Annotated in this window: 27 protein-coding genes and 2 other annotated features; of the genes, 6 read left to right on the top strand and 21 right to left on the bottom strand. The window is 40.9% G+C overall.

The annotated features are described in order from the left end of the window. Positions 1-45: 45 nt before the first annotated feature. Entirely contained in the window at positions 46-855 is an 810-nt protein-coding gene (locus BN1875_RS06240) for a DUF92 domain-containing protein (protein ID WP_048603990.1), read from the top strand. Between the two features lie 5 nt (positions 856-860). On the opposite strand, the gene BN1875_RS06235 is transcribed toward BN1875_RS06240, so the two are convergent. The 10 genes from BN1875_RS06235 to rplK all read right to left on the bottom strand — a co-directional run bounded on the left by BN1875_RS06235 (position 861) and on the right by rplK (position 8,947). Further along, positions 861-1,577 carry an MgtC/SapB family protein gene (locus BN1875_RS06235; RefSeq protein ID WP_048603989.1) on the bottom strand — a complete coding sequence of 239 codons (717 nt, stop codon included), beginning with the start codon at positions 1,575-1,577 and terminating at the stop codon, positions 861-863. A gap of 174 nt (positions 1,578-1,751) precedes the next feature. Beyond that, the gene (gene nagB, locus BN1875_RS06230) at positions 1,752-2,453 is read right to left on the bottom strand and encodes a glucosamine-6-phosphate deaminase (protein ID WP_048603988.1); all 702 of its coding nucleotides are present in this window, start codon (positions 2,451-2,453) and stop codon (positions 1,752-1,754) included. A 155-nt stretch (positions 2,454-2,608) separates the two neighbouring features. Further along, on the bottom strand, positions 2,609-2,797 hold the full coding sequence (locus BN1875_RS06225) for a CsbD family protein (protein WP_048603987.1): 189 nt from the start codon (positions 2,795-2,797) through the stop codon (positions 2,609-2,611). Between the two features lie 94 nt (positions 2,798-2,891). Then, positions 2,892-3,986: a PLP-dependent transferase gene (locus BN1875_RS06220; protein WP_048603986.1), complete on the bottom strand. Its 1,095-nt coding sequence runs from the start codon at positions 3,984-3,986 to the stop codon at positions 2,892-2,894. Beyond that, on the bottom strand, positions 3,987-5,180 hold the full coding sequence (locus BN1875_RS06215) for a MalY/PatB family protein (RefSeq protein WP_048603985.1): 1,194 nt from the start codon (positions 5,178-5,180) through the stop codon (positions 3,987-3,989). A gap of 9 nt (positions 5,181-5,189) precedes the next feature. After that, positions 5,190-6,113 carry a homoserine O-succinyltransferase gene (locus BN1875_RS06210; RefSeq protein ID WP_048603984.1) on the bottom strand — a complete coding sequence of 308 codons (924 nt, stop codon included), beginning with the start codon at positions 6,111-6,113 and terminating at the stop codon, positions 5,190-5,192. Positions 6,114-6,167: 54 nt separating this feature from the next. After that, positions 6,168-6,413 (bottom strand) — a binding site (T-box leader). A gap of 132 nt (positions 6,414-6,545) precedes the next feature. Continuing rightward, positions 6,546-6,911, bottom strand: coding sequence for a 50S ribosomal protein L7/L12 (gene rplL / locus BN1875_RS06205; RefSeq protein ID WP_048603983.1), 366 nt, complete (start codon positions 6,909-6,911; stop codon positions 6,546-6,548). 60 nt (positions 6,912-6,971) lie between these two features. Then, positions 6,972-7,475, bottom strand: coding sequence for a 50S ribosomal protein L10 (gene rplJ / locus BN1875_RS06200; RefSeq protein ID WP_048603982.1), 504 nt, complete (start codon positions 7,473-7,475; stop codon positions 6,972-6,974). Between the two features lie 66 nt (positions 7,476-7,541). Then, positions 7,542-7,668, bottom strand: a sequence feature (ribosomal protein L10 leader region). 63 nt (positions 7,669-7,731) lie between these two features. Then, positions 7,732-8,421: a 50S ribosomal protein L1 gene (gene rplA, locus BN1875_RS06195; protein ID WP_048603981.1), complete on the bottom strand. Its 690-nt coding sequence runs from the start codon at positions 8,419-8,421 to the stop codon at positions 7,732-7,734. Between the two features lie 103 nt (positions 8,422-8,524). Next, positions 8,525-8,947: a 50S ribosomal protein L11 gene (rplK, locus tag BN1875_RS06190; RefSeq protein ID WP_048603980.1), complete on the bottom strand. Its 423-nt coding sequence runs from the start codon at positions 8,945-8,947 to the stop codon at positions 8,525-8,527. Between the two features lie 283 nt (positions 8,948-9,230). Here rplK and sdaAB point away from each other — a divergent pair, with 283 nt between their 5' ends. Both sdaAB and sdaAA read left to right on the top strand, forming a co-directional pair. After that, positions 9,231-9,896, top strand: coding sequence for an L-serine ammonia-lyase, iron-sulfur-dependent subunit beta (gene sdaAB, locus BN1875_RS06185; protein WP_048603979.1), 666 nt, complete (start codon positions 9,231-9,233; stop codon positions 9,894-9,896). Positions 9,897-9,906: 10 nt separating this feature from the next. Beyond that, entirely contained in the window at positions 9,907-10,782 is an 876-nt protein-coding gene (sdaAA, locus tag BN1875_RS06180) for an L-serine ammonia-lyase, iron-sulfur-dependent, subunit alpha (protein WP_048603978.1), read from the top strand. Between the two features lie 97 nt (positions 10,783-10,879). Here sdaAA and BN1875_RS06175 read toward each other — a convergent pair whose 3' ends face one another. The 5 genes from BN1875_RS06175 to rpmG form a co-directional block, all read right to left on the bottom strand. Then, on the bottom strand, positions 10,880-11,983 hold the full coding sequence (locus BN1875_RS06175; RefSeq protein ID WP_048603977.1) for a lactate oxidase: 1,104 nt from the start codon (positions 11,981-11,983) through the stop codon (positions 10,880-10,882). A 67-nt stretch (positions 11,984-12,050) separates the two neighbouring features. Then, a complete protein-coding gene (locus tag BN1875_RS06170; protein ID WP_048603976.1) occupies positions 12,051-12,926 on the bottom strand; it encodes an alpha/beta fold hydrolase in 876 nt (291 codons plus the stop codon). 83 nt (positions 12,927-13,009) lie between these two features. After that, a complete protein-coding gene (nusG, locus tag BN1875_RS06165) occupies positions 13,010-13,552 on the bottom strand; it encodes a transcription termination/antitermination protein NusG (RefSeq protein ID WP_048603975.1) in 543 nt (180 codons plus the stop codon). A 101-nt stretch (positions 13,553-13,653) separates the two neighbouring features. Continuing rightward, a complete protein-coding gene (gene secE, locus BN1875_RS06160; RefSeq protein ID WP_048603974.1) occupies positions 13,654-13,824 on the bottom strand; it encodes a preprotein translocase subunit SecE in 171 nt (56 codons plus the stop codon). An 11-nt stretch (positions 13,825-13,835) separates the two neighbouring features. Then, positions 13,836-13,988, bottom strand: a complete 153-nt coding sequence (gene rpmG / locus BN1875_RS06155; RefSeq protein WP_048603973.1) for a 50S ribosomal protein L33 — start codon at positions 13,986-13,988, stop codon at positions 13,836-13,838. A 143-nt stretch (positions 13,989-14,131) separates the two neighbouring features. On the opposite strand from rpmG, the gene cbpA reads away from it, so the two are divergent. Next, positions 14,132-14,773, top strand: coding sequence for a cyclic di-AMP binding protein CbpA (gene cbpA / locus BN1875_RS06150; protein WP_048603972.1), 642 nt, complete (start codon positions 14,132-14,134; stop codon positions 14,771-14,773). Positions 14,774-14,822: 49 nt separating this feature from the next. Here the strand turns inward: cbpA and BN1875_RS06145 are convergent, their stop codons facing one another. Both BN1875_RS06145 and BN1875_RS06140 read right to left on the bottom strand, forming a co-directional pair. Continuing rightward, entirely contained in the window at positions 14,823-15,332 is a 510-nt protein-coding gene (locus BN1875_RS06145; protein WP_048603971.1) for a QueT transporter family protein, read from the bottom strand. A 74-nt stretch (positions 15,333-15,406) separates the two neighbouring features. Further along, positions 15,407-15,667: a hypothetical protein gene (locus BN1875_RS06140; RefSeq protein ID WP_048603970.1), complete on the bottom strand. Its 261-nt coding sequence runs from the start codon at positions 15,665-15,667 to the stop codon at positions 15,407-15,409. 492 nt (positions 15,668-16,159) lie between these two features. Here BN1875_RS06140 and BN1875_RS06135 point away from each other — a divergent pair, with 492 nt between their 5' ends. Then, positions 16,160-17,128, top strand: coding sequence for a diacylglycerol/lipid kinase family protein (locus BN1875_RS06135; protein ID WP_048603969.1), 969 nt, complete (start codon positions 16,160-16,162; stop codon positions 17,126-17,128). Between the two features lie 95 nt (positions 17,129-17,223). Here the strand turns inward: BN1875_RS06135 and recD2 are convergent, their stop codons facing one another. The 4 genes from recD2 to BN1875_RS06115 form a co-directional block, all read right to left on the bottom strand. Continuing rightward, positions 17,224-19,755: an SF1B family DNA helicase RecD2 gene (gene recD2 / locus BN1875_RS06130; RefSeq protein ID WP_048603968.1), complete on the bottom strand. Its 2,532-nt coding sequence runs from the start codon at positions 19,753-19,755 to the stop codon at positions 17,224-17,226. Positions 19,756-19,769: 14 nt separating this feature from the next. Beyond that, on the bottom strand, positions 19,770-20,426 hold the full coding sequence (locus BN1875_RS06125; protein ID WP_048603967.1) for a histidine phosphatase family protein: 657 nt from the start codon (positions 20,424-20,426) through the stop codon (positions 19,770-19,772). Between the two features lie 13 nt (positions 20,427-20,439). After that, on the bottom strand, positions 20,440-20,943 hold the full coding sequence (trmL, locus tag BN1875_RS06120) for a tRNA (uridine(34)/cytosine(34)/5-carboxymethylaminomethyluridine(34)-2'-O)-methyltransferase TrmL (RefSeq protein ID WP_048603966.1): 504 nt from the start codon (positions 20,941-20,943) through the stop codon (positions 20,440-20,442). Between the two features lie 247 nt (positions 20,944-21,190). Then, the gene (locus tag BN1875_RS06115; RefSeq protein ID WP_048603965.1) at positions 21,191-22,030 is read right to left on the bottom strand and encodes a methyltransferase domain-containing protein; all 840 of its coding nucleotides are present in this window, start codon (positions 22,028-22,030) and stop codon (positions 21,191-21,193) included. 74 nt (positions 22,031-22,104) lie between these two features. Between BN1875_RS06115 and BN1875_RS06110 the strand changes: the two genes are divergently transcribed. Next, entirely contained in the window at positions 22,105-22,746 is a 642-nt protein-coding gene (locus BN1875_RS06110; protein WP_048603964.1) for a copper homeostasis protein CutC, read from the top strand. Positions 22,747-22,779 lie beyond the last annotated feature (33 nt).

The following is a 22,779-nucleotide window of genomic DNA, read 5'->3' as shown; positions in this document are numbered from 1 at the left end:
TTCTCAATTGTATGCTACAATTTTAGTAACAACGGAGGTGGGCAAATGATTGTTTTTTATTCCTTTTGTATCGGCTTATTAGGCAGTGGCTTTGTGGCTTTTCTTGCTTATATTTCTAATGCACTCACATTATCCGGCAGCCTAGCTTTGCTGCTGGTAGGGGCGACAGCATTTGCTTTTGCACCCAGCGGAACTTGGTTGCTGCTTCTCTTCTTTTTCGGCAGCTCATTGCTGATTCATTTTTTCCGCCGAATTGTTCAAAAACAATCAAAAATTCCAATTGAAACCCTTCGTCAGGCCACTCAGGTTTTTGCAAATAGCCTGCCCTTTCTGATTGCCTCCCTTGCGTATTTTGTGACAGGGGAATTTTACTGGCTGATTGCTTGTGGGAGTACGATTACTGGCGCCACCGCAGATACTTGGTCGTCGGAAATTGGAGTACTTTCCCGTAAAGCACCCAGAAATATTTTGGACTTCCGGCAAGAAACAACTGGTTCATCCGGTGCAATTTCTATCTTAGGACTACTTGCAGCAATTATCGCAAGTTTTTTAACAGCCAGTGTTTTCTATCTCTTATTGACCCTCTTTCATGATCCGATCACACCGGGTTATTTTCTCGTTCCTTTTTTTAGCGGAATCGTTGCCACACTGTTCGATAGTTTTTTAGGCGCCGCACTTCAGGGAAAATTTTTATGCCAAATCTGTGGAAAAAAAATAGAAAAACGAAGCCATCACGATCAGCCGACTATACTGATTCATGGACTCCGTTTTCTCGATAATGATGGTGTAAACTTTTTAAGTGGTTTATTGACTTTGCTTTTGTCTATCAGCTTGTCACTCTGGTTTATCCGTTGATAAATTTAATTGGTTTGAATCGTCACCAAGCGCAGCTTGGTGATGTTTTTATACGTTGAAAGTTCTTCAATCACATCGGTGTAAGTTAAATGTTTCGGAAGATTGATCGTGTAGATATTGGTGTACAAGCGATGTTCCTCCGCAAATTTCATATCAAAATTCACATCTTCAATTTCAATCCGATTTTTTTCAAAGTATTCACTTAAAAATTCTTTGGATTCTTCTCTGTGAATAAACTGAATTTCTAATTTTTTCGTGGTTGGTACATGAATCACTTGTTTGACCATCGTCAAAGCAATAAAAATTCCTACGAAACTGGTGATTGCAATCGCATAATAGCCCATACCGATGGCAATACCTAATCCAGCAATCGCCCAAAGAGAAGCGGCTGTCGTCAAACCAGTGACAGAGCGTTTTGTTACGATGATCGTTCCGGCTCCCAAAAATCCAACACCACTCACGACTTGGGCAATCAAACGGCCCTGATCCGAGCGTATGACTCCCATGATCTCTGGATGAGCGAGGGCTTCCCGAAGCGCTTCGCTAGCAATCTCAACTTGAATCAAAGCGATCACGCAAGCACCCATACAAACTAAAATGTGGGTTCGTAAACCGGCCGGACGATTTTTATACTGTCGCTCAAAACCGATTACTCCACCAAACAGCATCGCTAACCCTAAACGTAAAAGTATTTCTGGTATTGTCAAAACAATATCCGCCATCCGAACACCCCCCTTTTCACTATACCATGTTTTCCAAATCCGATAGAAATCTAAAGCCTAAAATTGGGGTTATAAGCTTAAATGAAAAAATCATCTTCAAGAGTGGACGGCAATGGTCCTTTATCTTGAAGATGATTTTTCTTGTGTTCAACTGTTTTGATAATCTGCTATTGATTACAGTTTGCTGCCAGCCGCTTCGTCAATAATCACAACTACATCTGAATGATTTTGCAGTGCGGATGCTGGCAAGTGGGTTGTAACCGCACCATCGATCATTCCTTTGATTGCATCGGCTTTTGCTTCACCATACGCCATTAAAATCATTTTTTTACCTTTTAGTATTGATCCGATACCCATGGAAATAGCTTTTGTAGGAACGTCTTCAACTTTATCAAAGAAACGTTTGTTTGCGTTGATTGTTGATTCTGTCAAATCAACAACTGAAGTCAAGCCGTCAAGTGGTGCACCTGGTTCGTTAAAACCAATATGTCCATTTTGACCAATTCCTAAAATTTGGATATCAACAGGGTGCTTCTCAATGATTTCATCGTAATGTTTGCATTCTGCTGCTAAATCTTCTGCTTTGCCGTTTGGAACGAAGGTTTCTTTGAATGGTTTTTTGTCAAATAATTGAGTATTCATAAAATGACGGTAGCTTTGCGCGTCGTTACCGCCCAAGCCCACATATTCATCCAAGTTTACAGAGGTCAATTCTGAAAAGTCCAAGTCACTTTCTGTCATTTCTTTGTATAAAGTAACCGGTGTGCTTCCCGTTGCAAGTCCTAAGGTTTTGATTCCGTTTTCCATTGCTTCTTTAATTATTTCAAAGGCTTTTTTTCCGCCTTCTTCAGCATTTTTCACGCGAATAATTTCCATCTTCGAGTCCCTCAGCTTTCTTTTTTGGTATAGCCCAATTATAGCACTTCTTTTTTCGAGATGCAATAATCGTCTAGACCAGATGGAAAAATTAGGATTTCCTTATCATTAACCAAAAAACTGCCTCTCAAGCAAATGAGGGGCAGTTTTTGATTTTAAACGTTTTTATCTCTATCTAAATGATCATTTATTTTTTTAGCGGCATCATCGGTTTTTTTGTCGGCTTCTTCTTTTGCGTCCCCAACTTTTTGTTGGATTTTCCCTTTTAGTTCTTCCGACTCATCATCCGTGATTTTACCTTTGATTTCGTTAAATTTCCCTTTGATTTTGTCTTCATTTACCATAGAATATCCACTCCTTTATTTTTTATTACATAAATAGCGTAACATTCATACAGAAAAATAACCAATAATATGATTTTATTTGAAGATAAATGAATTATAGAATCGATAAAGCTTGAGCTAGATCTGCAATCAGATCATCTGCGGATTCAATTCCGATGGACAGTCGTAGCAAATCTTCTGTCAACCCGTAGGAATCGCGCAGCTCTTTTGGGATATCTGCATGCGTCTGGGTTACTGGATAAGTGATTAGACTTTCAACCCCACCCAAGCTTTCTGCAAAGGTGAAAACAGATAACCGGCTGAGAAATTCTGGAATTTTAGCTTCGTTTTTTACACGAATACTGATCATTCCACCAATTTCCGGATAAAGGACTTCTTTGACTGCACCATTATTTCGCAGAGCTTCAGCAATTTTTTGTGCATTTTCTTCTTGGCGATCCAGACGAATTGCCAATGTTTTTAAGCTGCGGATAAATAACCAAGAGTCAAAAGAATCCAGAGTAGGACCCGTTGTATTTGCCAACCAAACCAACTGTTCTCCTATTTTTTCCTCCTTTGCCACCACGACGCCTGCCAATAAATCATTGTGTCCTGCTAAATATTTCGTTCCTGAGTGAATCACGATATCCGCACCCAAATCCAAAGGCTTTTGTCGCAATGGGGTTAAAAAGGTGTTGTCGACAATGAGCGTTGCTTGATTTGCCTGCGCTTTTTTTGCCACTGCCGCAATATCAAAGACGTGCATCAATGGATTGGTGGGTGTTTCCAAAAAGACCGCATCTACCTGCTCATCAAGTTGCGCCAGTAATTCGTCAAAATCATTAAAATAGCGAAAAGTAGCAATTTTTTGTTTTTCCAAATAATCAAAATAACGGTAGCTGCCGCCGTAAATATCCCGTCCTACTAAAAATGTGGCTCCCTGCGGAAAGAGACCAAAAACCAACTGAATCGCGCTCATACCTGAACTTGTCACAACTGCCCGTTTCCCATTTTCCAGCTTTGCCAATGCCTCTTCTACAATTGTACGGGTAGGATTTTTCGTTCGGGTATAATCATAGCCAGTACTTTGCCCAAGTTTTGGGTGTGCATAGGTGGTTGAAAGATGGATTGGCGCGCTGATTGCACCGGTTTGTTGATCGCTGTGATTTCCAATTTGTGCTAAAAATGTTTCATTTGCTTGTTCTGTCATTTAAAAGTCTCCTTTATTTTTGATTCCCGCTAAAATTTGTTGAACAGCCTGCTGAATATTTTCCGGTGTCGTCGCTAAATTTAAACGAATAAATTGTTTCGTTTCTTCAGAGAACCAGCCGCCAAAATCTACTGCTAGTCCACAGGTATCTTTAATGAATGGTTCAATTTCTTCTGGTAAAAGCACTTGACTAAAGTCCAGCCAGAGTAGATAGGTTCCCTGCAAATCCGCTACTTTTACGGCTGGAAGCTCTTGTTCAAAGGACTTGCGAACAAACTCATAGTTGCTTAAAATGACTTCTCGAAGACCGGCAAACCAGTCATCTCCGGTTTCGTAAGCAGTTGCTCCTGCCAGTTGTCCCAACAAACTATTTTCCGATTGACTGTATCGTTTGATTTTTTGATCAAATATTTGTCGCAACTTTTCATCCGGAATCAAAATGTGTCCATTTAGCAAGCTGGCTAAATTAAAGGTCTTTGAGGGCGCATTGACGACGATCAGCTGATTCTGAAAAGCACCTTTTGAGACTTGCAACGCTGAAATAAATTGATGGGGGGGATAAATAAAATCCTGATGAATCTCATCAGCAAGTATTAAGACATTGTATCGTTCACAAATCTCAAACATTCTAGCAAGCTCTTCTTCCTGCCAAACCCGTCCTACAGGATTATGTGGGGAACAAAGGATAAAGAGTTTAACATCATTCTCCCGAATTTTTTCTTCAAAATCCGTAAAATCAACCGTGTATTTTCCCTCTTTTTGAACCAGATGATTTAAGATTTCGTGGCGATTGGTGTCACGAATAGCATTGAAAAACGGATAGTAAACCGGTGGCTGAATCAATACATTATCGCCTTCTTCGGTGAAAATTTGAATCAGATGATAGAGTGATTCCACCACTCCCTTTGAAAAACGCAACCATTCTTTCTGTAAGTGAATACCATGGTGCCGTTCCTGCCATTCTGCAAAGGCTGTAAAATAGTTTTCCGGTACTTGAGAATAACCAAAAATTCCGTGGGTGATTCGGTCAGACAACACATCCTTTACTGATTCCGGCACGCTAAATTCCATATCCGCAACCCATAAAGGCAACAATTGTTCATTTCCAAAACGTTCCTTCAACGCATCCCATTTTAGAGAAGTCGTTTGTTTGCGTTCTTGGGCATATTTTTTTATAAAAATTTCTTTTTCCATTTTCTGCTCCTAACTTGCACTTTTTCGACGAATATCTGCCAAACGATATGGGGTGATTTGATACACATCATTCAACCAATTGTGATAAAACAAATGGGCATGACTTCGCCAGCGATTGATAATTTCATCCTCTAAATGATTGTAGTGAAAATAATTTTCTGGAATATCCGTATCTAGCCCACGCTCATGATCCCGTAGATATTCTTTTTTTAAGGTTTCCGTATCGTATTCAAAATGTCCTAAAACAAAAACGTTTCGCTCATCAGCAGAGACCAGAATCGTTGCACCAATCTCTGAATTACGGGCAACAATCCGCAATTTTTCAGGATCAATCTGTCCTTCTGCCAACCCAGTATATCTAGATTGGGGGGTATAAAAAAGATCGTCAAAGCCGCGGGTCAAACGATGCTCATCTACAAGTTTATTTGCATAAATACCAAAAAGTTTGCGGGGATAGAGAGTTTTACCCACTCCGTAATGATGATAAAGTGCTGCTTGTGCTCCCCAACAAATGTGCAGTGTTGAGGTCACATTTGTTTGGCTCCAATTCAAAATCTCCTTTAACTCCTCCCAATAATTTACTTCCTCAAAAGGCAGCTTTTCAATCGGCGCTCCAGTAATAATCAACCCATCGTAGGTGTTTTCTCGAATTTCACCAAAGGTTTGATAAAACTTATTCAAATGAGTGATACTGGTATTTTTATATTCATGACTGGAGATACGAATAAAATCGATATCGATTTGCAGCGGACTTTGGGAAATCAAACGCAACAACTGGATCTCGCTGTCGATTTTATTTGGCATTAAGTTTAAAATCGCAATTTTTAGCGGACGAATGTCTTGATGAATCGCCCGATCATGATCAATCGCAAAAATATCCTCTTTTTCTAAAACAAATTTTGCCGGAAAATCTTCAGCAACATTAATTGGCATATAACATTCTTCCTCTCATTCATTTTGGGTATAAAAAAAACGCCCCTTCAAAAATGAAAGGACGAAATCATCGTGTTACCACCTAACTTTGTTGTTTTCTCACAAAAACAACCTCCCCAGGTACTGCGCAAAACGCAAGACCGTGGTGCTGTAACGGGCACACCCGAAAAGCGCTAATCCTGCGACTCACACTTTCCCACTCAAAGACCATCTTCCCGATACTTCCTCTTACCTCTTTTCACCAACCGAGGCTCTCTTTGAAAAATCCGTTATCGGTACTCTTCTTTTCGACGTATTTATGACTATTGTTATTGTTGATTATCATAGTAGAAAATTCTGAAAATGTCAAAGAGTTTTTAGTGATGGGAGAGAAAAAAAGCCCTAGAAACCTTGAATAATCAAGATTTCTAGGACTAAAATAATTAATTAAAATTATTTAACTGTTACAGTTGCGCCTACTTCTTCCAAAGCAGCTTTCAATGCTTCTGCTTCATCTTTAGCGATTCCTTCTTTAACTGCTGAAGGTGCGCTGTCAACTACTGCTTTAGCTTCTTTCAAGCCTAAGCCAGTTGCTTCACGAACTGCTTTGATAACTTTAACTTTTTGGTCTCCAGCTGCAGTTAATTCTACAGTGAATTCTGTTTGTTCTTCTTCAGCGGCAGCAGGACCAGCAGCAGCAGCTACAGGAGCAGCAGCGGATACGCCAAATTCTTCTTCGATAGCTTTAACTAAGTCGTTTAATTCTAAGATTGTCGCGCCTTTTAGCTCTTCGACAATGTTTTCAATGTTCAATGCCATTTTTGGTTTCCTCCATTTAAATAAAAATTATAAGATTTTTTTGATTCGGTTATGCGGCAATTAAGCTGCATCTCCTTCTTTGCTTTCTACTACTGCGTTGACAGCGTAAGCCACGTTGCGGACTGGCGCTTGAAGAACAGATAGTAGCATAGAAAGAAGACCTTCGCGGTTTGGCAATTTTGCCAATGCAGTAATTTCTTCCAATGAAGAAACTTTGCCTTCAATGATACCGCCTTTGATTTCTAATGCTTTAGCGTCTTTAGAGAATTCATCGATAATTTTTGCAGGGGCAACCACGTCTTCGTTGCTGAAAGCAACAGCGGTAGGACCAGCAAATACTTCGTCTAAACCATCTAAACCAGCTTTTTTGGCAGCACGAGAAAGGATCGAGTTTTTGATTACTCGCATTTCTACGCCTGCATCACGTAATTGTTTACGCAAGTTGGTTACTTGATCAACAGTCAGTCCACGGTAATCAACGATTACAACAGATGCTGCTTGTTGAAATTTTTCCGTTACTTCATCAACAATTGCGGATTTTTTTGCGATAGCTGCTTCACTCACTTGAATTTCACCTCCTGATTTTGATGGTAGAGTTTTCCTTAAGAATCTCTGTTCAAAGAACAAGAAAATTCACAATAAAAAACTCTATGCCACCGTAGACATAGAGGGACTATTGAAGTATCTCAATAAACGTCCTCGGTAGGAGTTTAAGACTTGCGTCACCTACTGTCTTCGGTACAGTTACTATTAACCTCGACTACCTTATCATAAATAAGATAGCCGAGTCAATACTTACACTGATTTTTCTAATTAAAAATTAGAAAGAAGCTTGGTCTACATGGATACCAGGTCCGAAAGTTGTTGTTACGGTGATATTTTTCATGTATTGACCTTTTGCTGCAGATGGTTTAGCTTTCACTAACACATCATTGATAGTTTTGAAGTTTTCAATCAATTTGTCAGCACTGAATGATACTTTACCGATTGGAACATGAACGTTTCCGGCTTTATCAACGCGGTAAGTTACTTTACCAGCTTTTACTTCGTTGACTGCTTTTGTTACGTCCATCGTTACTGTACCGGTTTTAGGGTTTGGCATTAAGCCTTTAGGCCCTAAAACACGACCCAATTTACCAACTGTAGCCATCATATCAGGAGTAGCTACAACGACATCAAAATCAAACCAGCCGCCTTGGATTTTTTGAACCATGTCATCGTCACCGACAAAGTCTGCACCAGCTGCTTCAGCTTCTTTTGCTTTTTCGCCTTTTGCGAAAACTAAAACAGTTTGTGTTTTACCAGTTCCGTTTGGCAGTACAACTGCGCCACGGATTTGTTGGTCAGCCTTTTTAGGGTCAACGTTCAATTTGTAAGCAACTTCGACTGTTGCGTCGAATTTTGCAATATTTGTTTCTTGTGCTAATGCTACAGCTTCTTCAACTGAATAAGCTTTTGTCGTATCAACTTTTTTCAATGCATCTTGCATTTTTTTGCTTTTTTTAGCCATTTTGTTTCCTCCTTGATGTGGTTATAACGGTAGAACCTCCCACGTGTTCCGTGTCTTTCAACACAGAGCCAACTGAGAAGCTACTTCCTTAGGGTCTGCGCTCTTATTCGACAGTAATCCCCATGCTTCGTGCAGTTCCTTCAACCATGCGCATTGCTGCTTCAACATCAGCTGCGTTTAGGTCTGGCAATTTCAATTCAGCGATTTCTTTTACTTGATCGCGTGAAACTTTAGCAACTTTCGTTTTGTTTGGTTCGCCTGAACCTTTTTCCACTTTAGCCGCTTTTTTCAACAATACTGCAGCTGGTGGTGTTTTTGTGATAAATGTAAATGAACGGTCTTCATATACTGAGATCACAACTGGAATAATCAAACCTGCTTGATCAGCAGTACGAGCATTGAATTCTTTTGTGAATCCCATGATGTTGATACCCGCTTGACCTAGCGCAGGACCTACTGGCGGAGCTGGTGTTGCTTTACCTGCAGGAATTTGCAATTTAACGATTTTTTCTACTTTCTTTGCCACGAGACATACCTCCTTGAGTCCGTGATGTGGTTAATTGGAGATCAATATTTCTCCTCCCACTTTTACCCGTGGTGTCCACACCAAAATAACCATGCGCTGACACACACTGTGATATTTTAGCATATCCAAAGAAAATTGCAAGCAATTTCCTCTTTCTCTTTCGTCTTTCATCACTGAAAAAGCCTTAAAATTTCTTTTACCTGCTATGATTTTCTGCCGTTTCATTGTTTTCTTGTGGTACACTACAATCAGAAGTTAGTAGAAAATTTCAGAGGTGCAAAAAATGGAACAAGTACGGTTTCGCAGTGTTTTTGACATTATTGGCCCAATCATGGTTGGGCCCAGCAGTTCTCATACTGCCGGTGCTGCGCGGATTGGCAAAGTCGTCCGCAATATTTTTGGCGAACAGCCGGATAGTGTCGATATTTATTTATATGAATCCTTTGCTAAAACTTATCGAGGACATGGAACGGATGTCGCCCTGGTCGGTGGTTTACTAGGGATGGACCCAGATGATCCCCGCCTAGCAGACTCTTTAAAGATCGCCCATGAGTCGGGAATGGAAGTCCTGTTCGTTCCCAAAAACGAAAAAGCCGAGCATCCAAATTCCGTAAAAATGGTCGTGACAAAAGGCAAACGAAAATTATCTGTGACCGGAATTTCCATCGGTGGCGGAAACATTCAGATTTCCGAATTAAACGGGTTCAAGATTTCTCTAACAATGGGAACACCAACCTTTATCACTGTCCACCAGGACGTACCAGGCATGATTGCTAAAGTCACCAATATTTTGTCAGAGGCGAATGCCAATATCGGTACCATGACTGTTACGAGAGAATCAAAAGGTGAAAAAGCGATTATGATCATTGAAGTAGATGAACCACAACCAGGAATTTGTGAAAAATTAAAAGCGTTGGATTATATGGACAACGTAACTTATTTTGATTAGGGTGAAAAAAATGTTTTATTCAATTGAAGATTTAGTCAGTCAAGCACAAAATTATTCTTCTGTTGCCGAGTTGATGATTCAAACAGAAATCGAAATGACTGGACGTGACCGGGAACAAATTTTTCATTTGATGGAAAAAAATCTTGCGGTCATGGAACGTTCAATCGATGAAGGAATTCAAGGAGTCACCTCCGTTACAGGAATAACCGGTGGCGATGCCAAAAAATTAAATACCTATTTACAAACAGATCGGTTTTTAAGCGGAGAAACAATTTTGACCGCCGTCAGAAATGCGATTGCCGTGAATGAAGTAAATGCAAAAATGGGACTAATCTGTGCTACCCCAACTGCCGGCAGTGCTGGTGTCGTTGCAGGGGTATTAACTGCAGTGAAGGATCGTTTGCAGCTTTCCCATGAAGAACAGGTCCATTTCTTATTTACTGCCGGAGCATTCGGATTGGTTATCGCCAACAACGCATCAATTTCTGGTGCTGAAGGCGGCTGTCAGGCAGAAATCGGCTCCGCCAGCGCAATGGCAGCGGCGGCTCTGGTCTGTGCAAATGGGGGAACTCCTCATCAAGCGGCACAAGCTGTAGCAATCACTCTTAAAAATATGATGGGCTTGATTTGTGATCCGGTAGCTGGTCTGGTGGAAGTTCCTTGTGTTAAGCGAAATGCGCTGGGTTCCTCACAGGCATTCATTTCTGCCGACATGGCATTAGCAGGAATCGAAAGTGTGATTCCTCCTGATGAAGTGGTCGCTGCAATGTATCAAGTTGGCCGACAAATGCCGGCGATTTTCAAAGAAACAGCAGAAGGCGGCTTGGCAGTCACGCCAACTGCCCAACGTCTCCAAAAAGAGCTTCTCGAGAAACAGCACAATTAAAAAAGCTTAGAAAATTGAAGTGGCCGGCAAGAATTCATTTTTTGCGGTCACTTCAATTTTTTCCAAGCTTTTTGGGAACAATTCATTTTTAGTTAAATCAATAGGAAAATAGTTTTGTATTTTTTACTTCTTCGATTGTTTTTGTTCCTGCCAACTGCATCGTGATGGACAATTCTTTATTCAAATGATCAAAGACTGATTTTACTCCCTCTGCTCCACCAAGGTTAAGGCCATAGATAACTGGACGGCCAATTGCCACCAAATCTGCCCCGCTTGCCAAAGCCTTAAAGACGTGTTCGCCACGACGGACACCAGAATCAAATACGATTGGTACGCGTTTATTTACGACTGCAGCAATTTCCGGTAATACATCAAAGGAAGCTGGTCCACCATCTAATTGACGCCCCCCATGGTTAGAAACCCAGATACCGTCTGCACCAGCAGCAATCGCTACTTCTGCATCTTCTGGTGATTGGATTCCTTTGACCACGACAGGTAAATTGGTCAAGGTTTTGATTTTTTGGATATCCTCCGGCTCAATTGCTTGTTTAGCCGCAGCATAAATTTCTGCAATTCCTTTTCCTGCACCGTCGCCGCTTTCGCTTTGTTCACTATAAGCAGCCAAATTCGGCATAGGTAGTGGGAATTGAAAATGATTGATGACATCTTCTTCTCGATAGCCCCCAAGTGTTGAATCAACGGTCAAAACGATTGCTTTTGCGCCGGCTTTTACTGCTTTGTCTAAAATAAATTTGTTAAAACCATCGTCTTTGCTCATATATAATTGGAAAAATTGCGGTGCATTTGGTGCTGCTGCAGCGGCATCTTCAATGGTTGTGTTGGCATAGGTGCTGATTGAAAAAATTGATCCAGCAGCGGCAACTCCTTTTGCGGTGTCGGCTTCGCCATTTGTATGTGCTAACCCTTGAGCGGCTGATGGCGCTTGAATGATTGGTGTTTCCAATTGAATATCCCATAATTTCGTGTGTAAATCAGCTGAATCGATACCTCGTAGTACCCGAGGCATAATCGTTTTTTTATTAAAGGAACTGGTGTTTTCTGCCATCGTCCATTCATCTTCTGAACCACCACGGATATACCCGAATGCACCGGCTTCCATCGTTTCTTGTGCTCGTTTTTCTAATGAAGCGATATTGACGATTTCGATTGGATGTTCTTCTTTGCTTGCTTGATAAGTCATGAGAGATTCCTTCTTTCAAAAAATGAGTTCTATACACTTATTATATTCACTTATTAAAAGTAAGCAATTATTTTGACTCTGCCCATAAAAATTTTTCAATCAGTTGATCAACTTGTTTATTTTCATGCAGTTGGCTGTGTTGGACATTGTTTCCTGTCACTATTTCTGTCTGGACATTATTTCCATGAGCCGTCACTAGCCCACTGATTGCTAACGCACTGGTCAGCGGTACCGTTCCATCTGTCAGCTCTTCTTCACTGAGTTGTCCACCCATCACTAAAAAGTCAATCGTTGTCGGAAGTTGTTGGATCATTCCTTGGTAATCTTGGTAACGTACCGAAATTTCAGATGGGCCGTTTTCCATTAGATCCTCAATGGATTGACTTGTGCTTGTATCCAAAAAATCATTGAACGGGGCGCCGATTGCAACAAATTTTTGAACTTCCGGCAAATCCGCGGTTTCCCCTAATTCCAGATAGCGCAAACTACTGACACCACCCATGGAATGCCCCACTAAATTCACTTTAGCAATTCCATAAGTGGTGGAGAGATACGTTAAGCAGCTTTTGATCCACTCCGTCTGCTGCCATTCATTATTTTTATTGTCTTCAAAGAGAACTTGAATCAAAGGATTCTCTTTTTCTCCTGTCCATGTACCTTTTTCTGTAATTTTTCCTGATGGCGAAACCCGCAATTGCAGCACTTGTTCTGCGATGTCGGCTTTTTCAAAGCGAGCAATCATTCCGCCAAAGGAGCTGGGACCACCGGAATAACCATGAAAGAAAATCGTTGGAATGGCGGTTTTCGTTTGTGTGGGAACCTTTTCTTTTACGGCTTGTACGTTGGTTATTTCTGGCTCAGTTGTATTTTTGCTGAGGGCTTTATAGCCAAACCAGCCGCCAATCAAAAGCACCAAAAATAAACCGACACCAATTTTTTTCATCCTAATTCCTCCATAGTTTGTCTTCTTCATTTATAAAAAAAATAGACTCTCCCTTCTTGTAGGAAGAGAGAGCTTTCTGGTCATTAAATTTTGTCTACTTGTTCAAAATCTAGTTCCGTACTGGTTTCCCGACCGAACATATCGATATTGACTTTCAATTTTTGTTTTTCTTCATCAACTTCAGTCACTTGACCTTCCAGTCCAGCAAATGCTCCTTCGATGATCTTCACAGTTTCTCCCACTTCAACCTCAAGATCAGATTGACGCGTACTCATACCTAATGAACGAAGAATGTGATTGATTTCTTCTGCCAATAATGGTGCTGGCTTACTGCCGGCGCCATGGGAACCTACAAAACCGGTCACGCCCGGTGTATTCCGCACAACGTACCAAGATTCGTCGGTCATCGTCATTTCGACTAAAACATATCCAGGAAAAGTTTTATGCACGATTTCTTTCGATTTGCCGTTTTTGACTTCCGTTTCTGTTTCTTCAGGAACAACAACACGGAAAATAAAATCTCCCATTCCCATGCTTTGCGCGCGAGATTCGATGTTTGCCTTTACCTTGTTTTCATAGCCGGAATAAGTGTGCAGTACGTACCAGTTTCTTTCAAAAGTTTCCATTCTGATGGCTCCTTATCTGATTGTAAAATAAAAAAACCTCAGTTCCCCGAAGTTTTTCTTCTCAAACAGTATAGCACCGTTTTGATGATCACGCTAGCGAATTATTTTAAAATCCAACTAAACACGGACCGGATAACCGTATCCATCACAAAGAACATTACAGCAAAAATAACCGATGTCTCGATAACCACTAAGGTATCTTTACGCAATTGTTTTTTGTTTGGCCAGGTGACCTGTTTCATTTCAGCAATGACACTGCGGATGAATTTCATTTTTCTGCCCCCTACTTCGTTTCTCTGTGAAGCGTGTATTTATTGCAATATTTACAAAACTTATTGATTTCTAAACGTTCGCCCCGTTTACCTTCACTAACTGATTTTGAGTAGTTGCGTGAACCGCAAACAGAACAGGCTAAGGCTGCTTTTTTCGTTGCCATTTTCGTGCCTCCTCGTCATACACAATCGTACAATTTAACTTATCACGTTTCTTTTTTTCTGTCAATCGCAGGAATAATTTAGTCATTATTTTTAATTTATGCTATTATTAAGTTGTTAAAATGGAACAATTGGAGGGGTCTTTATGCTTTTAAAAACAATGGTATATAAGAAAAAAGATTTAACCACAGTCAAAGAAACTGCCACACTGGAAGAAGCGCTGAAGATTCTTGAAGATTCCGGCTACCGCTGTGTACCGATTCTTGATGAAACCGGCAAAATCTTCCGCGGAAATATTTATAAAATGCACATCTATCGTCACAAATCAAATGGCGGCGATATGACATTGCCAGTAACGCATCTTTTAAAAAATGCGACGAAATTTATTTATGTGAATTCTTCTTTCTTCAAAGTTTTCTTCACTATCAAAGAATTGCCTTACATCGCTGTTTTAGATGAAGACAATCACTTCTATGGAATTTTGACCCACAGTTCCCTGCTGACGATGCTTTCTCAATCTTGGAACATCGAACAAGGAAGCTATGTATTGACGATTGCTTCCACCGGAAAACAAGGCGATTTAGCGATGATTTCAAAAATCATTTCCAAATACAGCAGCATCGCCAGCTGTATCACCTTAGATATCGGTAAAGATGAATTTATTCGTCGTACCTTGATTACGCTGCCGGCAAAAACCAGCAAAGAGACTTGCGACACGATTATCAACCAACTGGAACACAAAAATTTCAAAGTTGTTGAATTGGAAGATTTAACTGCAGGTGAATAAAAAAATGGCATCCTCTCTTTGGTGTATGTACCGAGAAAGGATGCTTTTTTTATAGTCTTTTTTCAAAATGAAGTGATTTATCCAAAAGATACATCACAGGTGCCGAAACGGCCATAACAATCAATTCGCTCAAGGCTAACGTGCCATAGGTTGTCCAAAATGCTTTGCCGCCTTCTGGTACTAGCATGATTGCGATCAAAAACATGCTTGCCGTAAAGAACAGCGTGTTCAATGCCAAACGCCAATAGACGTTGGGAACTTTTTTCTGCAATAACGCGGTTAAGCCCAGTGCTAAAAAGGTTTGTCCTCCGCCAAAAATCACATCTGCGATTCCAAAGCCGAAAAACCAATTATAAACAATGACGCCTCCTAAAACACCCCACATTAATTTACGATTGAATACCACCAGATGATTTAAACTTTCTGAGATACGAAACTGAATGGGACCAGATGAGACTGGTGCCACAAGAACCGTCAACGCAATGTAAAGCGCCATAATGATTCCATTAGTCACCACGACCATTAAACGAGACCGGGTTTGATTGGTTGATAATTGCATGTTTCTTTCCTTCTTTCTCCTAGTTTTGTTGACGCGGGATGGTTGATGAACCGCGAATGATCAGCGCCGCTTACTCAGCTGGCTTTACGCAGGGACTGCTTTTGCTCTTTTTTTAATGGAACAACTTTTTTTGAAGCAGACTTTTTAGGCGATACTTTTCGCAAAATAAAACTATAGAAAAGCGTCAACCCACCATACGTCACCAATAATATTCCTTGTGCAATCAAAAAAATCCATTTCACCGTTAGGGAAAGTGGCAAATGCAGTAAATTTTGTAAAAGAAACTGCAGGGCAAACAAGCCACCTGAGATTCCGATCAAATGATAGTATTTCATACTCTCTCCTTAAAATCAATAAAAAATCAACAGAGATAAGTATACCAAACTTTCTCATCAAATAAAAACAATAGTTATTCAGCGAAATCGTTTTTATTCTTTTGGGATAAAAAGCTCCTTTTTCATAACTCTTAAGAAAGTACTAAGACGGTAATGTAAACGCTTGCTAAAATGTAGGGAGTATGGTATAAAATAAGTGTAAGGGGTCATAAGGGTTCCCAGTAAAGCAGATGCAATAGGATCTGCAGGAACAGAATTGTTATGAAACTTAACAAAGAGACAAAGGACGTGGGAATTTGAGTTACTCCTTACTTACTGAACAGGGTCTAGTGAGTATTTTCTAGTATTTCTTGAGTGGACATCAGAACCTTGAGAAAATACGAAATGGAAGATAACTTACTAGATCTTTTTTTGTGTTTTGCTTTCCATTCCTGCATTCCTCTGTTAAAATGTTCCCACTGAGTTTTTACTAAACAGATGGAGTTAAAAAAAATGAAAATTCATTATCATTTATTAATAAATCAAGCTTCTGGAAGTGGTCACGGCAAAAAAACCGGAGATCGAATCACAAAACTTCTTACCGATAAACAGTTCCATTATTCAACCTATTTAACTGAATACGCCGGACATGAGCATAAAATCGTCGAAGAATTAGTAACGACGACCTTGCAACCTTGGCCGAAAGATCCTCAGACATTGGAGGATAGCGAATTTCCACTGCTGATTGTCATCGGTGGGGACGGCACACTGCATCAAGTATTAAATCAATTTTTTCAAATGAAAGTCGATCTGCCGATTGGTTATATTCCTGCCGGTTCAGGGAATGATTTTGCTCGAGGAATCGGGTTGCCCCGAGAACCAGAAAAAGCCTTTTGGCAAATTGTTAAAGCACAACAGCCGCAAGAGGTAAACATCCTAGCTTATGACGAGAAAATCCAACAAGAAACGGGTATCTTCGTAAATAATGTCGGAATCGGTCTGGATGCAGCCATCGTTCATGCCACCAATGATTCAGCAACAAAAGAGCAGTTGAACAAATACAACCTTGGCTCACTTGCTTATATCACCTCCATTTTGAAAGTTCTTTTCACACAACCGGGATTTCCTATTTTAGTGGAGATTAACGGGCAGGAATTTTCTTTTGACAAAGCCTTTTTATGCACAACGACCAATCATCCCTATTTTGGTGGTGGCGTAGCGATTGCTCCTTCTGCTGATGTGAAAAAAAACAATCTTGATCTAGTGGTGGTTGAACGGATTCCAATGATTAAAATTTTTGGGCTCATTCTAAAATTGATTCGAAAAAAACAAGGAACCTCGAAACATTTCCATCAATTTACTGGTACCCGCCTGCGAATCGTCTCCACCATGCCCCAATATGGTCAAGCGGATGGTGAAGTGTTAGGAAAACGCTCCTTCGATATCACCTTCACAACTAAGAAACAACAAATTTGGTATTGATATTATCCTTCCCTTGATCCAACTTAAAAAAATCCGAAGAACCGCACGTGTTTCTGTCTTGTTTCTACAGATGAACTTGCTGTTCTTCGGATTTTTTATTTATTAAACAATTGCGGTGTGATGCCTTCCATTCCGATCAAAGGATCAATCTCATCGGCAAGGATCAGCTCAATCGTCAATCGAGGTTCCTGCACGTCCTGTGTTTTTATTTCCGATAATTCCTCATTAAACGGCTCATTTGTTTCAGAAACAGTGAAAAGATCCGTTTCCTTTTTTGCGGCTTTTGTTGCTGATCCGGTTTCTGTTGGAGGCGAAGGAAATTCGCTATACGCATCCCCGGTGGTTTGTTCTTCATAAGCAACAATTTTTTGTTGTAGGCCAGGAGAAACGGTATCCGCGGCTATGATTCGCTCCTTTAAGGTCGTTAGGCGAACCGCTGACTCTTGCGTTACGCAAGCTTGGTAGGCTTGCGTTTCCCCTAATAAAATCAACAGTTCTTTGCTGCGGGTAACCGCGGTGTACAATAAGTTTCGCTGCAGCATCCGTTGGTATTGATGAACCATCGGCAAAATCACCATTTTAAATTCACTGCCCTGTGCTTTATGGATTGAGCAACAATAAGACAACGTAATTTTATTCCATTCATTTCGCCGATAAGTGACTTCGGTAGCATCAAATTGAATCACCAATTCATCCACTTTATCTTCCGAATCTTTTGCCAATGTAATGCCGACGATTTGTCCCATATCCCCATTAAACACATTTTCCTCTGGTGAATTGACTAACTGCAATACTTTGTCGCCGATTCGATAGACTGTGTCATTCCAATGGACTTCTTTTTTCGAGCCGGTATTGGGATTGAAGATTTCTTGCATCATTTTATTCAATGCATCAATTCCTGCCGCGCCGCGATACATGGGTGCTAATACTTGGATATCTTGTGGTGTGAACCCTTTTGCTTTGGCTTTGGTCACGATATTTGCGATCAACGGTTCAATTTGATAGGCATCACAACGAAAATACGAACGGTCTTTTTGATTCACGGTAAAATCTGCCGGCAGTTGTCCATTTTTTATTTCATGGGCCAAAGGAATGATACTGGAATCATCTCCTTGCCGGTAAATTTCCGTCAGTTCCCGCTTAGGTAACGCATCAATTTGTAAGAGATCATGAAGAACCTGTCCCGGTCCCACCGATGGTAACTGATCTTTATCCCCAACAAAAATCACCTGCATATTGGTTGGAATCGATTTGAACAATGTGTTTGCCAACCATGTATCCACCATCGACATTTCATCAACAATCAACAAACCACCCTCCAACTCTTTTGCAGAGACAGAAGGGGATTTTTCCCGACCAGTCAGCCCTAATAGGCGGTGAATCGTTCCACTAGGCAGCCCGGTGGTTTCATTCATCCGCTTGGCTGCTCGTCCAGTTGGTGCCGCCAAAAGAATCGGAAACATTTCCTGGGTATACTTTCCGGGATCAAGCTCCAGATCATTTAATTCTGCAAATAATTGCACGATTCCATTGATAACGGTAGTTTTTCCGGTGCCCGGCCCACCAGTTAAAATGAATAATGGTGAACGGATTGCTTCTTTGATTGCTTCTTCTTGAGAACTGCCATAACTGATCTGCAATCTTTTTTCAATGATCCGCAATTTTTTTGCAATTTCCTTTTCTGAATAAGGTAATTTCTTGCGTTTCATCAATCGTTGGATGGAACTGGCAATTCCCCATTCGGCAAAGTATAAACTATTTTCGTAAAGATTGGTTTCCTCTTGCTGAATCTTGCCTTCTTCTACTAACTGAATAATGCTGTTGGCTACTTGCTCCGGATGAATTTCTATAGGTCGGGCGTTTTCCAAAACGCGAATCGTTTGCTCCAACAATTGTTCCGCCGGAGAAAATGTGTTACCGGTCTGCAAGGATTGCTGATTAATTTGATGCAGCACCGCCGCCCGCAACCGTTGCGGTGAAGTCGCCTCGATACCTAGTTGTTCTGCCAAAACATCTGCCTTCTTGAAGCCGATTCCTTCGATGTCTTCCACCAAACGATAAGGATTCTCCTGAAGAACCGTCAATGCTTCATTTTTGTAGGCCTGATAAATCGCAAAGGAAAGCTGACTACCAAAGCCGTACTTTCCTAAGCCAACAATGACTTGATCCATTCCGTGATTCAAGCGAACAGTCTCTAAAATCATTTGGCGCTTCTTCTCCGGTAATCCGCTGACTTGTTCCAGCAAATCTGGCTCTTTAAGCAACCGATCAATGGCTTCTTCTCCTAAAACCGCCACGATTTTTTCTGCAGTCTTCTTACCGATTCCAGGAAATTTCTCACTGGAAAAATAATGGATCAACCCGTTTTCTGAAGTAGGCTGCTCCTGTTGGTAGCTGTTGACTTGCAGTTGTAGCCCATAACGGGGGTGATTGATCAACTCGCCAAAAAAACGGTAGCTTTCCTCTTCTTGAATATCGCCAAAGGTACCGGTAGCAACAATTTCCTTTTCCCGATAATCCGCATTCGTTTCTTGCACGTGAATCAAAAGAACTTTATAAAAATTGCTTGGATTTTGAAAAAAAATAGCGGCAACTGTGCCGACAAAGTATTGTCGTTCGTCTGTCAAGCTGTTGCTCCTTTCTATAATAAAGCATCTCTTCCTGATGCATCACCGAGAAAACTCGAATCATTCCAAACCTCTAACCGATAAGGTAACGCCTTTCGTTCAGAAGTTGTCATGAGAGTCACACTATTATTGACCAGTCCACCCATCTCACGCAGCTGCGCCAATTCTTTTCCAGCCAGCCATTGGATTGCAGCCGTTAACGAAGCCCCGTGTCCCACAAACAACAGCGGTCCTTTTTCCGCGGTAGCTACCGCTTGTGTTACTACTTTTTCGATGCGGTCCAAGGCATGCTGGATTGGTTCACCCTGAAAAATCGTTGGATCATATTTTTCCAAATGAAACCGCAGATTTTTTAATTCATGAGGGTATTTTTCATACATGTCATCAATACGTTGCCCTTCCAGCTGGCCTAACCCTAATTCTTTCAGCCCCTCTGTAGAAATGATTTCGACCGTGTGATCCAGCTGTGCAGCGATGCCTTCTGCTGTCTTTTGTGCCCGCAATGCAGAGCTGGTATATATTTTTTCAAAGGGAACTTCCTTTAAATGCTGCCCTAATAATTTAATTTCTTCGTAGCTGCTTTCAAGCAAAGGAGAATCCCCCATCATCCCTTGAAAACGCCGTTCATTGTTCCATTCTGTTTTTCCGTGACGGGTAAAATATAGCTCCATTTTGCAGCTCCCTCTAATCTAATTTGTCGTTTTCATAATGATGGCTGCGTTCCAACTGAGGGAACCCTTGCTGCCGTAATGCTTCATAAATGACCAACGCCGCGGTATTAGACAAATTCAATGAACGAACATGTTGATCGTTCATGGGAATCCGCAAACATTTTTCTGGATTTTCCCGCATAAATTCTTCTGGTAATCCGGTTGTTTCTTTCCCAAACAAAAAAAAGTGTTCTTGTTGATCAGCAAAATCAACCTCACTATAAACGTGATTGGCAAATTTAGTAATCAAATGTAACGGACGATCTCCGAGAAATGCCAGAAATGCAGGTAAACTTTCATGATAGGTGATGGCAACATCCTGCCAATAATCTAAGCCGGCTCTTTTTAAATGCTTATCATCTGTAGAAAAGCCCAACGGTTCGATCAAATGCAGCGGCGTATTGGTTGCTGCGCAAGTTCTGGCAATATTTCCCGTATTTGCGGGAATTTGCGGTTCAAATAAAACAATATGGTTCATGTCACTGACTCCCTTTCTAGCAAAAACATCTAGTTCTTACTATACCACTAATCCCTATTCTTGGGCACAAAAAAAAACGTATCGGCTCGGTGTAATCACTGCGAGTCGCTACGTTAGTGAAGCTCTTTTCACTAACTTTTATCAGAACAGGAACCTGATAAAAACCAATGAAAAAATGACTTGACGTAAATATATCATTCAAATGGAAATTATGCAACACTTAGATCATAAAAAATTCAAAAAATTTTCATGAATTTGTTCCAATTAACAGATCCACATCAATTGTAATTTTATTTAATGGATTTCTTAGCAACTGCTCCTTGACTTCCGGAGAAACGCCCCATTCCAATGGCGACATTTCCAAAATATCCGCTTGTCTTGCTTCTGGAATCTCAAAGGTATATGTTATTTGTTTTTGTTGGCTCTCAGGAAAAATTTGTTGAAATTTCGCAACAACCTTTTCATTGGAGTAATTTTGTTTCCTCACATCATCAGGATAAAAAGCTTGGCGCAGTTCCCGCAAATAATTTGCTCTGGGAACAATTTTGATCAGTCGCCCATCTGCCTTCATGATTCGTTGAAATTCCTGATAATTTGAGGGAGAAAAAATATTCAACACGGTTGAAAAGCTCTGGTCCGCAAAAGGTAAATTCGTCAGATCTGCAACACACCAAAAAGCCGAATTTGGTTGTTCCGTTGCTAAATAAATCCCCTCTTTGACGATATCAAAACCAATTGCTGTTCGCGGCTGAAGAGCCAGCAGTGCATTTAAAAAGCTTCCTTCCCCGCAACCGACATCCAACAGGGTTTCTCCTTGTAATTGGCGCTGGATTTCTTCCAACATCGGCTGATACATTCCGCTTTTGATCATTCGCTGCCGTGCTTGAAACATGGGTGCATCGTAATCCGATTTGATTTGATGGGTTAGGAAAAAGAGGGTTCCTTTTTTTGACACATCAAAACGATGCTGATTCTCGCAAATCATTCCCGTTTGATTTGGTTGGACTGCCGTTTGGCATAAAGGACAGCGAAACAGGGCGCTGTGGTTTTGGATAAATTGTTTTCCTCGGTCGATTTTCTTTAACATCTTTGCCACCTCAGCTCTACTTTAGCACAGCTCTATGGTAAAATGCTACTGAATACGAAGGAGGTTTTTGCTCAATGTTAAAAGAATTTTGTGGGGAAAATTATACCCTAATCCCGGCAGCAATCGCCGCTGGTGCCCGCCGCATCGAATTGTGTGATAATCTGGCAGTCGGCGGTACAACTCCCAGCACAGGTGTGATTGAAGAGGTTTTAAGCTATGCAGGAGAAAAACAGGTCACTGTTATGACGATGATTCGACCTCGTGGGGGAGATTTTATTTACAACGATACTGAATTAAAAATCATGCACACGGATTTGATTGAAGCCAAAAAATTAGGAACTGACGGCGTGGTTTTCGGCTGTTTGACGCCTAGTGGCTGGTTAGATGAAGAAGCGTTAGAAATGCTAATTGAAAATGCGGAAGGCTTACAGATTACTTTCCATATGGCCTTTGATGAAATTCCAACAGAGCGGCAATTTGAAGCCATTGATTGGTTGGCAGATCATGGCGTGGATCGTATTTTGACGCACGGAGGAAAAGCCGGTACTCCGATTGAAGAAAACTTTTCCCGCTTGCAGGAATTGATTGCTTATGCTGGCGATCGACTGATTATTTTACCCGGAGCAGGAATCACCCATCAAAATCTCCAACAAGTCATAGAAGCTTTAGGTGTCCAAGAAGCCCACGGCACAAAAATTGTTCCAATAGAAATTTGACACACATGCAAAAACAGCCCTTGATCGAAAATC

It is taken from the genome of Enterococcus massiliensis, from assembly GCF_001050095.1.
GTDB lineage: Bacteria > Bacillota > Bacilli > Lactobacillales > Enterococcaceae > Enterococcus_C > Enterococcus_C songbeiensis.
The sequence above is the reverse complement of the archived record's forward strand: the minus strand, read 5'-3'. Positions and strand labels throughout refer to the sequence as shown.